This window comes from Streptomyces sp. NPDC058985 (assembly GCF_042740985.1).
Lineage (GTDB): Bacteria > Actinomycetota > Actinomycetes > Streptomycetales > Streptomycetaceae > Streptomyces.
Genome location: NZ_JBHYJX010000044.1, coordinates 22,519 through 36,752, shown reverse-complemented (window position 1 = coordinate 36,752; position 14,234 = coordinate 22,519). Strand labels below are relative to the sequence as shown.

14 protein-coding genes and 1 tRNA gene are annotated in these 14,234 nt (G+C 72.4%); 7 read left to right on the top strand and 8 right to left on the bottom strand.

Annotation, left to right across the window (positions count from 1 at the left end):
* Positions 1-67: 67 nt before the first annotated feature.
* The gene (locus ACFW01_RS30360) at positions 68-838 is read right to left on the bottom strand and encodes an ABC transporter ATP-binding protein (protein ID WP_125491358.1); all 771 of its coding nucleotides are present in this window, start codon (positions 836-838) and stop codon (positions 68-70) included.
* Between the two features lie 382 nt (positions 839-1,220).
* Here ACFW01_RS30360 and ACFW01_RS30355 point away from each other — a divergent pair.
* The 3 genes from ACFW01_RS30355 (at position 1,221) to ACFW01_RS30345 (ending at position 3,733) form a co-directional block, all read left to right on the top strand.
* Positions 1,221-1,304, top strand: a tRNA-Leu gene (locus tag ACFW01_RS30355).
* 151 nt (positions 1,305-1,455) lie between these two features.
* Positions 1,456-2,643, top strand: a complete 1,188-nt coding sequence (locus tag ACFW01_RS30350; RefSeq protein ID WP_384508959.1) for a 4-hydroxybenzoate 3-monooxygenase — start codon at positions 1,456-1,458, stop codon at positions 2,641-2,643.
* Between the two features lie 169 nt (positions 2,644-2,812).
* Complete coding sequence (locus tag ACFW01_RS30345) at positions 2,813-3,733, top strand: Bax inhibitor-1/YccA family protein (RefSeq protein ID WP_122617029.1); 921 nt, start codon at positions 2,813-2,815, stop codon at positions 3,731-3,733.
* Between the two features lie 84 nt (positions 3,734-3,817).
* Here ACFW01_RS30345 and ACFW01_RS30340 read toward each other — a convergent pair whose 3' ends face one another.
* Positions 3,818-4,048: a DUF4287 domain-containing protein gene (locus ACFW01_RS30340; protein ID WP_234961091.1), complete on the bottom strand. Its 231-nt coding sequence runs from the start codon at positions 4,046-4,048 to the stop codon at positions 3,818-3,820.
* A gap of 103 nt (positions 4,049-4,151) precedes the next feature.
* Here ACFW01_RS30340 and ACFW01_RS30335 point away from each other — a divergent pair, with 103 nt between their 5' ends.
* The gene (locus tag ACFW01_RS30335) at positions 4,152-4,463 is read left to right on the top strand and encodes a hypothetical protein (RefSeq protein WP_234961090.1); all 312 of its coding nucleotides are present in this window, start codon (positions 4,152-4,154) and stop codon (positions 4,461-4,463) included.
* Positions 4,464-4,498: 35 nt separating this feature from the next.
* Here the strand turns inward: ACFW01_RS30335 and ACFW01_RS30330 are convergent, their stop codons facing one another.
* The 3 genes from ACFW01_RS30330 to ACFW01_RS30320 form a co-directional block, all read right to left on the bottom strand.
* On the bottom strand, positions 4,499-5,302 hold the full coding sequence (locus ACFW01_RS30330; protein ID WP_234961089.1) for a hypothetical protein: 804 nt from the start codon (positions 5,300-5,302) through the stop codon (positions 4,499-4,501).
* Positions 5,303-5,598: 296 nt separating this feature from the next.
* Positions 5,599-6,819 (bottom strand): acetyl-CoA C-acetyltransferase, encoded by a 1,221-nt coding sequence (locus ACFW01_RS30325; protein WP_234961088.1) that lies wholly within the window; start codon positions 6,817-6,819, stop codon positions 5,599-5,601.
* Positions 6,820-7,083: 264 nt separating this feature from the next.
* The gene (locus ACFW01_RS30320) at positions 7,084-8,109 is read right to left on the bottom strand and encodes an SGNH/GDSL hydrolase family protein (RefSeq protein WP_234961087.1); all 1,026 of its coding nucleotides are present in this window, start codon (positions 8,107-8,109) and stop codon (positions 7,084-7,086) included.
* Positions 8,110-8,286: 177 nt separating this feature from the next.
* Here ACFW01_RS30320 and ACFW01_RS30315 point away from each other — a divergent pair, with 177 nt between their 5' ends.
* The gene (locus ACFW01_RS30315; RefSeq protein ID WP_384508953.1) at positions 8,287-9,672 is read left to right on the top strand and encodes a cystathionine beta-synthase; all 1,386 of its coding nucleotides are present in this window, start codon (positions 8,287-8,289) and stop codon (positions 9,670-9,672) included.
* A gap of 357 nt (positions 9,673-10,029) precedes the next feature.
* On the opposite strand, the gene ACFW01_RS30310 is transcribed toward ACFW01_RS30315, so the two are convergent.
* Together ACFW01_RS30310 and ACFW01_RS30305 are read right to left on the bottom strand one after the other, a co-directional pair.
* Entirely contained in the window at positions 10,030-10,452 is a 423-nt protein-coding gene (locus ACFW01_RS30310; RefSeq protein WP_234961116.1) for a hypothetical protein, read from the bottom strand.
* 127 nt (positions 10,453-10,579) lie between these two features.
* Positions 10,580-11,038, bottom strand: a complete 459-nt coding sequence (locus tag ACFW01_RS30305) for a protein-tyrosine phosphatase family protein (protein ID WP_384508950.1) — start codon at positions 11,036-11,038, stop codon at positions 10,580-10,582.
* A gap of 114 nt (positions 11,039-11,152) precedes the next feature.
* Between ACFW01_RS30305 and ACFW01_RS30300 the strand changes: the two genes are divergently transcribed.
* The gene (locus ACFW01_RS30300; RefSeq protein ID WP_384508947.1) at positions 11,153-12,031 is read left to right on the top strand and encodes a MurR/RpiR family transcriptional regulator; all 879 of its coding nucleotides are present in this window, start codon (positions 11,153-11,155) and stop codon (positions 12,029-12,031) included.
* 112 nt (positions 12,032-12,143) lie between these two features.
* Entirely contained in the window at positions 12,144-12,731 is a 588-nt protein-coding gene (locus ACFW01_RS30295; protein ID WP_384508944.1) for a hypothetical protein, read from the top strand.
* 93 nt (positions 12,732-12,824) lie between these two features.
* Here ACFW01_RS30295 and ACFW01_RS30290 read toward each other — a convergent pair whose 3' ends face one another.
* On the bottom strand, positions 12,825-14,228 hold the full coding sequence (locus ACFW01_RS30290) for a diaminopimelate decarboxylase (RefSeq protein ID WP_234961082.1): 1,404 nt from the start codon (positions 14,226-14,228) through the stop codon (positions 12,825-12,827).
* Positions 14,229-14,234 lie beyond the last annotated feature (6 nt).

The following is a 14,234-nucleotide window of genomic DNA, read 5'->3' as shown; positions in this document are numbered from 1 at the left end:
CAGACGTACGGGCGTACGGGGTACGGGGCGGGGCGGACGGGGCGCGGACCGGGCGCGGACGGGAACGTCAGCTGGTGCGGCCCTTGGCGTCGAACCGCTTCATGCGGTCCAGCACCGCGTCGGCCGTCGGCCCGTACAGCTCGTCGACGATGCGTCCGTCGGCGAGGAAGACCACCCGGTCCGCGTAGGCCGCGGCCACCGGGTCGTGGGTCACCATCACGACGGTCTGGCCCAGCTCCCGCACCGAGTTGCGCAGGAAGCCCAGCACCTCGGCGCCGGAGCGGGAGTCGAGGTTTCCGGTCGGCTCGTCACCGAAGATGATCTCCGGCCGGGAGGCCAGCGCCCGGGCCACGGCGACCCGCTGCTGCTGGCCGCCGGAGAGCTGGGCGGGGCGGTGCCCGAGCCGGCCGGAGAGGCCGACCATCTGGATCACGGAGTCCACCCACTGCTTGTCCGGCTTGCGGCCCGCGATGTCCATCGGGAGGGTGATGTTCTCCAGCGCGGTCAGCGTCGGCAGCAGGTTGAACGCCTGGAAGATGAAGCCGATCTTGTCCCGGCGCAACTTGGTCAGCTGCTTGTCCTTCAGCGTCCCCAGCTCGGTCTCGCCGATGCGCACGGAGCCGGAGGAGAAGGTGTCGAGGCCGGCCACGCAGTGCATCAGCGTGGACTTGCCGGAGCCGGAGGGGCCCATGATGGCGGTCAGCTCGGCCTGCCGGAAGTCGATGGAGACCCGGTCCAGAGCGACCACCTGGGTCTCACCCTGGCCGTAGATCTTGGACAGCTCCGTGGCGCGTGCGGCCACGACGGTGGACCGGTCGGCGATGGGTGCGGTGGTCACGGGAAGGGCGCTCCTGTCGGTACGGCGTGTGCTCGGGGACGTCTCCCATCGTTCCGCCCCGACGGCGCCGTGTAGTCAGCCGCTGTTCCGGTTTCGGGGGGCGACTCCGGTCGGACGGGCAGCGGCGGTGTCATACCTGCGGATGACGGCCGACCCCGACGGCGGAACGGGGCGGGCGCCCTCACCGGGACGGTGAAATCCCGTCATTCCACGTGCGCCGCGGGCCACCGCCCGCGAGGCTGTTGGCGAGTGCTGATGGCCTGCACCAGGAACTGATGGACCCTCAGGCGCCAATAAAATAAGACAACATCGCCCCTCCCGCCCACGGTTCGGGAGGTGTGTCCCGATAGGCTCAAGGCACTCGACGCGGAGCCCATGGCCTGCCCGGATGGTGGAATGCAGACACGGCGAGCTTAAACCTCGCTGCCCCTTCGAGGGCGTGCCGGTTCGAGTCCGGCTCCGGGCACTTCCGACGCTTCCCTTCACTTCCGCAGGCTCTCGACCCCCAGGACCGTTGACAGCGGCGTGCGTGTGGTCGGAAACTCCTCCCGGTATTGGGTGAAGGAAATTTCACCACGCGAACAGGCGAACAAGTGAACGCGACGAAGGGACGACCGATGCGCACCACCGTCGGCATCATCGGGGCCGGCCCCGCCGGACTCCTGCTGGCCCGGCTGCTCCACAACGCCGGTATCGACTCGGTCGTCCTGGAGAGCCGCGACCGCGCCTACGTCGAGCGCAGGCAGCGCGCCGGGATCCTGGAGCAGGGCACGGTGGACGTGCTGCGCGCGGCCGGGGCGGGGAAGCGGATGGACCGCGAGGGGCTGCGCCACGACGGCATCGAGCTGCGCTTCGGCCGGCGGCGCCACCGCGTGGACTTCCCGGCGCTCACCGGCGGCAGGTCCGTCATGGTCTACGCCCAGACCGAGGTCTGCAAGGACCTCATCGCCCTCCAGCTGGAGGACGGCGGGCCGCTGCTCTTCGAGGCCGAGGCGCTGGCCGTGGAGGGCGCCGGGACCGACCGCCCGCGCATCCGCTTCCGGCACGGCGGCGCCGACGGCGCCGCGGGCACGGAGGACGTCCTGGAGTGCGACTACGTCGTCGGCTGCGACGGCTATTGGGGCATCGCCCGGACGGCGGTCCCGGACGGCCGCACCTTCGAACGGACGTACCCCTTCGGCTGGCTCGGCATCCTCGCCGACGTGGCCCCCTCCCACGACGAGCTGGTCTACGCCCGCCACGACCGCGGCTTCGCCCTGCTGTCCATGCGCTCCCCGTCCGTCTCCCGCCTCTACCTCCAGGTCCCCGCGGACACGGACGCCGACAGCTGGAGCGACGACGAGATCTGGGCCGAGCTGGAGCGCCGCTTCGAGACCGACGACGACTGGACGCTGCACCGCGGCCCCATCACCCAGAAGTCCGTCACCCCCATGCGCTCCTATGTCCACGAGCCCATGCGGCACGGCCGCCTCTTCCTGGCCGGCGACGCCGCGCACATCGTGCCGCCCACCGGCGCCAAGGGCCTCAACCTCGCCGTCGGCGACGTCGTCACCCTCGCGCGGGCGCTGGCCCACCGCGCCGGGACCGGCTCCGACGCGCTGCTCGACGCCTACTCCGCCAGCTGCCTGCGCCGCGTCTGGCAGGCCGAGCGGTTCTCGTACGACATGACGACCCTGCTGCACCGCGACCCGGCCGCCACGCCCTTCGAGGACCGCCTCCAGGTGGCCCGCCTGGACCGGATCGCCTCCTCCCGCGCCGCCGAGACCGACCTCGCCGAGGCCTACACCGGGTTCCCGATCGGGTGAGCGGTCCCGGACGTCCCGTGGGGCCCCGGCCGTGAGGGGAATCACTGTTCGGCGTAGCGTGTTGTGCGCCAGAGCGAGGGAAAGATCCTCCCCAAGCAGTAGGGTCATTCCTTTGCCGTTCTATTACTCTTGAGCCCAAGGCTGCGCCGTGTGGCCATGGAGGAGTGAAATGAGGAGCAGAAACCCGGTCTTCTCGCGACGGGGGTTCAGCCGCGACAACGGCTACGCGGGCTTCAACGCCGCGCCGCAGGCCGGGGGACCCGCCGTCGCCACGCAGGGCAACCCGTACGCGCAGGGCACGCAGGGCAACCCGTACGCCCAGCCGGCCGACAACCCGTACGCGCAGAACCCGTACGCCCAGCAGGACCTTCAGTACGGCACGCCGCCGCAGGCGCCGGCCACCACCGGCCGGATGACGATGGACGACGTCGTCATCCGCACCGGCAGCACGCTCGGCGTGCTCGTGGTGACCGCCGCGCTCGCGTGGGCGCTGCTGCCCGTGGACGACGCCAACATCGGCCGCTCGTACGGCATCGGTATCGGTGCCGCCCTGATCGGCATGGTCCTGGCGCTCGTCCAGTCCTTCAAGCGCAAGGCCTCGCCCGCGCTGATCCTGTCGTACGCGGCGTTCGAGGGTGTCTTCCTCGGCGTCGTCTCCAGCGTCGTCGACAACCGCATCGCGGACGGCGCGGCCATGCAGGCCGTGATCGGCACGATGGCGGTCTTCGCCGGTGTGCTGATCGCCTACAAGGCCGGCTGGATCCGCGTCAACCGCCGCTTCTACGGCTTCGTGATGGCGGCGGCCCTCGGCTTCGTCTTCCTGATGATGGTGAACCTGCTGTTCGCCGTCTTCGGCGGCGGCGACGGCCTCGGCTTCCGCAGCGGTGCGCTCGGTGTCGTCTTCGGCATCGTCGGCGTCATCCTCGGCGCCTGCTTCCTCGCCCTGGACTTCAAGCAGGTCGAGGACGGGCTCGCCTACGGTGCGCCGCGCGAGGAGGCCTGGCTCGCGGCCTTCGGCCTCACGCTGACGCTGGTCTGGATCTACCTCGAGTTCCTGCGACTCATCGCGATCCTGAACAGCAACGACTAGCGGACACCGCTGTCGGTGTGACAAGTGAAGGGCCCCGGGCTTCAAGCCCGGGGCCCTTCGTCGTCGTGGTGCCGGCGCGCCCGCTCAGAGCAGGTTGCGCGCGGCCCTTCTCAGGTCGTACTCGTGCACGATGGCCTTCGCGTGGCCGTACGCGAGGTTGTGTTCGTGGCGGAGCCAGCTGACCTTCTCCTCGAAGCGGAAGAGGGAGGGGCCGTCGTCGACGGCACGCAGCCAGTCGGAGATCTCACGACCGGTGCACTGGGGAATTCGGGCGAGCAGATTGCGGTGGGTCTCCTCGGAGAAGACTTGGGACATCGGCGCCTCCGGGCGAAAGGGGTTGTAAGCCGGTCCTTCAGGTCACCGTGCCTGAGTGTTCGCCCGTTGGCAACAGTCCCGGACGGCCGCGTACGCTCGCGCCGTGGTTGATACGACGCCTTTGACCCGTGCCGTGGACGACTTCGCCGACCGGCTGCGGGCCGCCCCGCAGAGCAGACTCCAGCGCGGTGCCGCCGCCGAAGCGCTGGAGCTGGCCAGGGAGCTGGCCCGGCGCGCCCAGCTGATCGAGGAACCGGGGGCCGAGCCCCGCCTGATGCCCGACGCGGGCATGTTCGCGGCCGCCGACCAGATCGCCGTCGCCGCACACGACTTGGCCCTCGTACTGACGGACGAGGGCCAGGTGGAAGAAGCGGCGGGGCTGGTGGAGGAGGCCCGCAAGCGCGCCGGGGTCTAGCGTCCCGGGGAAGGCCGGGGCAGGCCGCCGGGGCACTAGAGGGACGCGATGACCCGGTCCGCCAGGATGTACACGTTCTCCTCGCCGCACGCGAAGGTCAGCGTGTAGGCGCCGGAGATCCCCGAGCCGCCGAGGAGGTACGGCGTCTGGCCGGCGCCCAGCGCGTCCGCCAGGCGCTCCGCGGTCTCGCGGTGGCCCGGGGTCATGCACAGGGTGGTGCCGTCGGAGAAGACGTACACGTCGAGGGTGCCCAGGGGCCCCGGACGGACGTCCGCGAGGGTGACGCCCGACTCGGCCAGCCCCTCCAGGGTGGCGACGGTCCGCTCGTGGTCGTTCACGGCCGGTGCCGGGTTCGGAACGAAGTCCGGGTGCGAGGGGTGCCGGCGGCGCGCGGCGGCCAGCTCGGCGGAGTCCCTCGGGCCACCGTGGTCCTGCGCGGACGGCTCATCGCTGTCCGCGACCGGCTCGATCACGGGCTCCAGGCCCACGAGGTCGGCCTGGCGGGGCAGGAACAGCTCACTGTCGGTCAGCCCGAGCAGCAGCGGCGCGTCGGACGCGTCCCGCGACTCCTGGGCGGCCCAGAAGGCCCTCGCCTCGGCGAGTTCCCGCTCTCGCTCCTCGGCGAGCGCCTCCGCGACGGCGGCGCGTATCTCCTCGGCGTCGGCGGTGGTGCGGGCGGCCGGCACGCGGCCCCGCGTTGCGGTGGCCCGGCTCTCGGCCAGCTCCGCGCGCAGGGCGGTCACCTGCCGGCGCAGCACCAGAACGCTGCGCAGGACGGCGACGCCCACGGCGCCGGTGGCGGCCGTGGTGAGCAGCAGGGCGATCGGCATGGCGCTCACTGACGTACTCCCGGTTCAAAGTCGACCCCCGACTTCCTACATCAGCTTGAAGGGAGGACTAACCGTCTGTCAGTGCGTAACGTCACGAAACGGACAGGACTTTGGGCCCGGAAGGGAGGGGTGTGGCTGGTCTGACCTGCGTAAATCAAGGGGGCGGGAGAGGTAGGTCACATCCTGGGGGAGATTGGGTCACAAAACGGCCCAGAACCCTGTGGTCACAGGGTCCCGGGCCGTGGTGTCACACAGGGTCCCCCGGGCGCTACTGACAGTCTTTCAGTCACCCGCCCGGAAGGCGGTCAGCTCAGGCGCTCGATGACCATCGCCATGCCCTGGCCGCCGCCGACGCACATCGTCTCCAGGCCGAACTGCTTGTCGTGCCACTGGAGGGAGTTGATGAGCGTGCCGGTGATGCGGGCGCCGGTCATGCCGAAGGGGTGGCCGACGGCGATGGCGCCGCCGTTGACGTTCAGCTTCTCCAGCGGGATGCCGAGGTCGCGGTAGGAGGGGATGACCTGCGCGGCGAACGCCTCGTTGATCTCGACCAGGTCGATGTCGCCGATGCCCAGCCCGGCGCGGGACAGCGCCTGCTTGCTGGCCTCGACTGGGCCCAGGCCCATGATCTCGGGGGAGAGGCCGGAGACGCCGGTGGAGACGATGCGGGCGAGCGGGGTCAGGCCCAGCTCGCGGGCCTTGGTGTCGCTCATGATCACGAGGGCGGCGGCGCCGTCGTTGAGCGGGCAGCAGTTGCCGGCGGTGACCAGCCCGTCGGGGCGGAACACCGGCTTCAGGCCCTGCACGCCCTCCAGGGTGACGCCGGCGCGGGGGCCGTCGTCCTTGGCGACGACGGTGCCGTCGGGGAGGGTCACCGGGGTGATCTCGCGCTCCCAGAAGCCGTTCTTGATGGCTTCCTCGGCGAGGTTCTGGGAGCGGACGCCGAACTCGTCCATGTCCTGCCGGGTGACGCCCTTGGAGCGGGCGAGGTTCTCGGCGGTCTGGCCCATCGCGATGTACGGGTCGGGGACCAGGCCGTCCTCGCGCGGGTCGTGCCAGGTGGTGCCCTCCTGCTCGGCGACGGCGGCGGTACGGGCCTCCGCCTCGGCGAACAGCGGATTGCGCGTGTCCGGCAGGCTGTCGGAGTTGCCCTTGGCGAACCGGGAGACCGTCTCGACGCCGGCCGAGATGAAGACGTCGCCCTCGCCGGCCTTGATGGCGTGCAGGGCCATGCGGGAGGTCTGCAGGGACGAGGAGCAGTACCGGGTGACGGTGCAGCCCGGCAGGTGGTCCATGCCCATCTCGACGGCGACGATCCGGCCGAGGTTGTTGCCCTGCTCGCCGCCGGGCAGGCCGCAGCCGAGCATCAGGTCGTCGATGTCACGGGGGTCCAGTTCCGGAACCTTGGCGAGCGCGGCCTGGATGATCGTGGCGGCCAGGTCGTCGGGGCGCAGATCCTTGAGGGAGCCCTTGAAGGCGCGGCCGATGGGGGAGCGGGCGGCAGAAACGATCACGGCTTCGGGCATCACGGCTCCAGTGGAGAGGCGTTGGGCGGCTGCTGGGGAAGTTACCCGGACGTATGGCCTGGGTCACGGGTGCGGGGGTGTGACATGGACCGCAACTTTCTAAGCGCTTGCTTTTGCCTCCGGCGGTGGGGCGGGTTCTTGGTGCGGGGTGTCCTGGTGGCCGTCGACCTGGGGGCTGCGCCCCCAGACCCCCCATCGGCCTGGACGGCCTCGTCCTCAAACGCCGGACGGGCTGAAAGAGACCGCCGCAGCGGCACCCCGCCCCTACCTCGGCTGAGCCGACGGTGCGGGTTCTGCCTCCGAGACCCGGCGCCGGCGACGCCGTTTCAGCAGGGCCCACGGCCCCCGGGGCCCCGTCGGCATCGCCGCCGCGACCTCCGTGCCGGCCTCGGACGCCGCTTCCGCCGCCGCCCGGGCCACCGGCAGGAAGCCCTCGCGGCGCAGGGCGTCGGGGTGCTCCTCCTCGGCCGGCCACAGGCCGAGCGCGGCGCACACCGACGGCAGGACGGCCATCGCGGCCGTGGCGTACCCCTCGGCGGAGGGGTGGTAGTTGTCGGGGCCGAACAGCTCCCGCGGGTTCTGCGCGAACTCCGGGCCCAGCAGATCGCCCAGCGACACCGTGCGCCCGCCCTGCTCCACGACGCCGATGGTCTGCGCCGCCGCCAGCTGCCGCGAGGTGCGCCGGGCCACCCAGCGCAGCGGCTGCCGCACCCGCTCGATCGTGCCCAGGTCCGGGCAGGTGCCGACCACCACCTCCGCGCCGGCCGTGCGCAGCCGCCGTACCGCCGCCGACAGGTGCCGGACCGACTGGGTCGCCGGCATCCGGTGGGTGACGTCATTGGCGCCGATCATGATCACGCAGATGTCGGGCACCCGGCCGTGATCCGCGAGCACCAGCGCCACCTGCCGGTCCAGGTCGTCCGAACACGCCCCGGGCGCCGCGACCGAACCCAGGTCCACCGGCCGCTCGGCCACCGCCGCCAGCCCCGAGGCCAGCAGTGCGCCCGGTGTCTGGCCGGCCCGGTGCACACCCTGCCCGGCGGCCGTGGAATCGCCCAGCATCATCAGGCGCAGCGGCGGCTCACCGGCCGTCGGCAGGCCGTTCCCGTACAGCCCCTGCGCGTTCGGCACCCGGTCGGGCGTGCCGATGCCCACCCGGCGCCTGGCCAGCTGCACCTCCGCCAGCAGCAGGCCGACCGCGGCCGCACCGGCCAGCCCGATGCCGCCGCCTCCGTAGGCCGCTCCCGTCGCGATCCGGCGCGCCACCCTCGCTCTGGACATGCTCGTCATACGTCGCCGCCACCTCCTCCAACCCGTACACCCACTCCTTGCCCCGTACGGACGGTCGCCCAATCTCAACGGGGAGTGAACGACCGTCACGTGGCACGGGCGGGTGCACGGGCCGGGCAGGCCATAGGCTGGCCGGACCGATAAACGACCCATCCTTTGCGGCATCCGGAGACCACGGTGCATTTCCACGACTCGATGATCAGCCTCGTCGGCAACACCCCGCTGGTGCGGCTCAACAGCGTGACCAAGGGCATCAGGGCGACCGTCCTGGCCAAGGTGGAGTACTTCAACCCGGGCGGCTCGGTGAAGGACCGCATCGCCCTGCGCATGATCGAGGCCGCCGAGAAGAGCGGAGAGCTGCAGCCCGGGGGCACGATCGTCGAGCCCACCAGCGGCAACACCGGCGTGGGCCTCGCGATCGTGGCCCAGCAGAAGGGTTACAAGTGCGTCTTCGTCTGCCCTGACAAGGTGTCCACCGACAAGATCAACGTCCTGCGCGCGTACGGCGCCGAGGTCGTCGTCTGCCCGACCGCGGTCGACCCCGAGCACCCGGACTCGTACTACAACGTCTCCGACCGGCTGGTCCGCGAGACGCCGGGCGCCTGGAAGCCGGACCAGTACTCCAACCCGCACAACCCGCTCTCCCACTACCACTCCACGGGCCCCGAGCTGTGGGAGCAGACCGCGGGGAAGCTCACCCACTTCGTGGCCGGTGTCGGCACCGGCGGGACCATCTCCGGCACCGGCCGGTACCTGAAGGAGATCAGCGACGGTGCCGTGCAGGTGATCGGCGCCGACCCCGAGGGCTCGGTCTACTCGGGCGGTTCCGGACGGCCGTACCTGGTCGAGGGCGTCGGCGAGGACTTCTGGCCGACCGCGTACGACCGGAACGTCGCCGACGAGATCGTCCCCGTCTCCGACAAGGACTCCTTCCAGATGACCCGCCGCCTCGCCAAGGAGGAGGGCCTGCTGGTGGGTGGCTCCTGCGGCATGGCGGTCGTCGCGGCGCTCGAGGTGGCGGCGCGGCTCGGCGAGGACGACGTGGTGGTCGTCCTGCTGCCGGACAGCGGACGCGGCTACCTCAGCAAGATCTTCAACGACGAGTGGATGGCCGACTACGGCTTCCTGGAGGACGCCGGCCCCAGCGCCCGCGTCGCCGACGTCCTGAACCACAAGGAGGGCGACGCCATCCCCTCCCTCGTCCACATGCACCCGGACGAGACGGTCGGTCAGGCCATCGAGGTGCTGCGCGAGTACGGCGTCTCGCAGATGCCCATCGTCAAGCCCGGCGCCGGCCACCCGGACGTGATGGCCGCCGAGGTCGTCGGCTCGGTCGTGGAACGCGAGCTGCTGGGCGCCCTGTTCACCAAGCGCGCCTCGCTGGACGACCCGCTGGAGAAGCACATGTCCGCCCCGCTGCCGCAGGTCGGCTCCGGGGAGCCGGTCGAGGACCTGATGTCGGTGCTCGGCCGTGCCGACGCGGCGATCGTCCTCGTCGAGGGCAAGCCCACCGGCGTGGTGAGCCGTCAGGACCTGCTGTCCTTCCTGGCCCGCGGGAAGTAGAACCGCGGTGGCCGCCGGGTGAACGCCCGGTGCGCAGCGCCGACTTGGACCGCTCCGCGATCTTCGTGGACTTCGCGGAAGTGGTACGCGCGCGTCACGTGCGCGCAGCAGTCGCTTAACACGCGACCGGCAGAGTATGCGGTGTCGGCGGGACTGGGAGCGGCTCCCCGGTCCGGCCGGCGCCGAACGGCGTCACGGACCTTCCGGAGCGGCTCCCGGACCTCCTAGGACGCCACGGACGCGCCGCCCCGGCCGTGAGGCCCGGCACCGCGCGTCCCCCGCGGGGACCGCCGTCGTCCCGCCCCCCAGTGATGGGGGTGCCGGCGGTCCCCGCGCAGACTTCCGACGGCCCTGCCGTCAGTCCTCCCAGGCGTCCTCCCGCCGGGTGCGGCGGCGTCCGAACAGGCCCGGGTTGGTGCGGGCGGCCTGCACGACGTTCACCCCGACGATGCCCGCCCAGGCGACCAGCAGGCCGGGGAGGTCGGCGACACCGCCGCCGATCGCGGACAGCGGGACGGCGAGCACCAGTGAGACGATGCCGAAACCGAAGCGCTCGCCGAAGGAGTCCGTGGACCTCGGCGTCCGGCTCTCCCGGGCCGTGGTCATCTGCTGCTCGGCGAGCTGCCGGCGCACCCGGCGCTCGACCGCGCCGTCGATGCGCTGGTCGACCTTCTCCAGGAACGAGTCGACCAGCGCGGACTCGTACTCCTCGCCCAGCTCCCTGCGGGTCTGCAGGGTGGCGTCGAGTTCCTTCTTGAGGTCGGCGTCCCGCGCGTCCATTCCCGTCATGCCCCTCAAGGTAGGCGGCCGGGGAGGCGGAGGCACTGGGGATAGCCCCCGTTTCCGGCGGGGGACGACCCGTAGGGGGCCGGGGAGTGGGGCCGGGAGGGGGACACCAGGCCGACGGTCACGTCTGCTCCGGGCCGGCGGCGCGGGCGGCGAAGACCTGGCGGACGAAACGTCGCTGCCAGGGCACCTCGACGGCACGGGGGTGATAGTTCCGCCGCACCCACTTGACCGCCTCCCCGGGGTCCATGCCCTCGAAGACGCAGATCGCGGAGAGCGCCGTACCGGTCCGGCCGACACCGCCCCCGCAGCAGACCTCCACGCGTTCCTCCGGGGTGCGGTCGTGGGCGTCGCGGAGAGCGCGCATCGCGTCCACCGGATCGGCGGGGAGCCAGAAGTCCCGCCAGGGGACCCACACGGACTCCCACGGAGGGCTGGGCGGCTCGTGGTCCGTCAGGTGCACGGCGAACGTCGGTGGCTGCCCCTCCGGCAGGTCATACCTGAGCCCGCGCCCCCGAAGCAGCCGCCCGGAGGGCAGTCGCACCACCCCGGGAGTACCGGCGTTCCATAATTCGGTCATCTCCAACCCCGTTCCGATCGGTCTCCTGGCGCTCGGCATCGTATGGCCCGGCGCCTCGCTGTATAACGGTATGCAGTGACCGGGCGAGGTGAATAGACCAAGGGGGAGCACGCCATGAGCGGGACCAGCGGGACCGGTGCGGCCGACGGCGCCAACGGGGCCGACAGCCCGGCCGCGCGCCTGCAGGCGCTCTTCGAGGGGCACCGGCTGACACCGACCCAGCGGCGCATCGCGCACAGCATGGTGCGCCGCGCACCCGAGGTGCCCTTCCTGTCGAGCGTGGAACTGGCCGAACTGGCGGGCGTCAGCCAGCCGTCCGTGACCCGCTTCGCCGTCGCGCTCGGCTTCGACGGCTACCCGGCGCTCCGCCGCCATCTGCGCGAGGTCGCCCCGGCGGAACCGGACGCCGGCACCGCCTCCCGCAACGAGTACCAGCAGGCGGTGGCCGCCGAGATCGAGAACCTGCGTCATCTGGCGGAGGTGCTGGCCGACCCGGGGCCGGTGGGGGAGGCCGGCCGCCTGCTCGCCGGGAGCCGGCCGCTGCCGGTGCTCGGGCTGCGGGCCGCCGCGGCCCAGGCGCACGGCTTCGCCTACTTCGCCGCGAAGGTCCACCCGGACGTCCGGCTGCTCAACGAGGGCGGCACGATGCTCCACGACCGCGTCGACGCCGCCGTCCGGGCCGGTGCCACCGCCCTGCTCTGCTTCGCCCTGCCCCGGCATCCGCGTGAGGTCGTCGACGCGCTCACCCACGCCAAGGAGGCCGGACTCATGGTGGTGACGGTCGCCGACTCCGCCTTCGCGCCGGTCGCCAAGGTGTCCGACCTGCTGCTGCCCGCCGCCGTCGGCACCGGTCTCGCCTTCGACACCGCCTGCGCGCCGATGCTCCTCGGCCGGGTGCTGCTCGAGGCGATGTGCGACGACCTGCCGGACGCGCAGGCCCGGCTGGAGGAGTTCGACACCAAGGCCGCGGCGCGGGGGCTGTTCGTGGAGTGACCCGGCCGGCGGACGCGTTCTCAGACTCGTCTCAGCTTGCCCCGTTACAGTGCGGCGCCTGACACACCCTTCAGGCGTATCGCACGGGCAGGAACGGGACGGGAGGCAGGACGTGGCGCGCGGAGGACAGGTGGGGCTGGCTCGGGTCGCCGTCGTCGTACGGGCGGGAGCCGCACCGCTGTGGTGGCTGGGGCTTCTCGCGGCGGGCGTCGGTGTGCTGCTGCCGGGGCTGACCGGGCGGCGGATCGGCGTACTGGCCGGTGCCGCGCTGTTCATCGTCGCGGCGGCCGTCGTGGCGTGGACGCGGCGCCGGCGCTACACGGCTCTGGCCGGCTCGGCCGCCCGCGCGGGCAGGCACGACGTACTCCAGGACCGCGCGGTGACCCTGCGCAACTGGCGCCGGGGCCACCGCTGGTGGCTGCTCCTCGCCTTCCTCGCCGCCCTGGGCAGCGCCTTCGCCGTGCCCGCCGCGGGCGGACTGGTGATGGCCGGCTGCGGCGCGGGCCTGTGGCTCAAGTCCGCCTGGATCGGCCGCCGTGAACAGTCCGGCGGCGCCCTGCTGTGGGTCCGCGTGGACTGGCTCGCCGGCAACACCGGCCGCCCGGCGGGCAAGACGGTCAGGGCCTACCGCAGCACGGGCATCGCGGCAGGCGACGCGGCCCCGGGCGGCGCGAGGCGCAAGTCCCCGGCACCCGCCTGACCCGGGGCGCGCACCGCCCCGACCAGGGGCGCGGGGCGGTGACATCATGCGGCTTTGCCGCGTGGGCGCGACCGGCCACGACGGACCGGTGGCCTACGAACGACCGGAACCCCCACGGCGAACGGCCTCGGTCAACGCGTCGGCATGTCCCCCACCCGCCTCGGCCACGATCTCCTCGACGCGCTGCTCCTCCCGCACGGTGGCGAAGGAGACACCCCCGCCCCCGTCGGAGACGAACCCGTACACCCCGGGCCGCGCCAGCGAGTTGTACGCGTAGTGATGCGCGAAGTAGTACGCCCCCGTGTCCAGCGCCGCCGCGTAGTCCCCCTGCGCCAGCAACGGCATCGACCGGCCCACGGCCAGCAGGTCGCCCGCGAAGCACGCCGGTCCCGCCACGTCCTGGACCACGTCGGGCCCCTCCTTCGGCAACCCCTTGCCGTCGTACGCGGCGATGCGCAGCGGCCACGCCCCCGGCGCGTACACCGTCCGCGTCGCGACCTGCACGCCCGCGTGCGTCACCGCGACCGGCCGCCCGCCCGCGCTCTTGGCGTACTCCACGCGCGCCACGACCGTGCCGTGCTTGGCCAGCAGGGACCGCCCGAACTCGGTGACCAGCCCGTACCGCCCGTCGAACAGCCCCGGCACCGTCTCGCGCAGTACGCGCGCGTACTCGGCGTACGTGGGTGACTCCTCGTCCGACGCGAAGTTCACCGGCAGCCCGCCGCCGATGTCCAGGGTGTCGACCTGCTGCCGCCCGGCCCGCTCGTTGATCTCCTCGGCGAGGGCGTACGACGCCGCCACGCCCTCGGCCATCAGGGTGAGCGGGATGCCCTGGGACCCGGTGTGCGTGTGCAGCCGGGTCAGCCACGGCCGGTCCAGGTAGGCCCTCACCACCCACTCCCGCGCCCCCTCGTCCCGTAGTGCCACGCCGAACTTCGAGGTCGCGGTCGCCGTCGACAGGGCCTCGATGGAACCTCCGCCGATCTGTGGGTTCACCCGTATCCCGAGGGGTGAGGCGGTGTCGGGCAGCGCCTTCACCAGGGCGTCGAGGCGCTCCAGCTCCTGGGGGTTGTCCGCGTTCACCGCGATCCCCAGCTCCAGCGCCTCCCGCAGCTCCGCCGGCGTCTTCGCGGGCGAGTCCAGCACCGTCCGCTCCGCCGGCACCCCCGCGGCCCGGGCCAGCGCCAGCTCGCCGGGGCTGGCCACCTCCACGCCGATGCCCTCCTCGTGCAGCAGCCGAACCACCGGGACCAGCGGGGTCGCCTTGACCGCGAAGGCGTGCAGCACGGGCGTACCGGGCGCCGTCACCGCGTCGAACGCCGCCCGCAGGGCCGCCGCCGACTCCCGGATCCCGGCGACGTCGAGGAGCCCGACGATCGGAACGTCCGGCCCGAGCAGCCCCTGCTCCACGGCGGCCCGCACCGCCCCGTCCCGCCGCACGGCCCGCTCCGTCCCCGCGCCGTCGAGGCCACCGCTCCTGCCCGTGCCGTCGCTCACGCGATC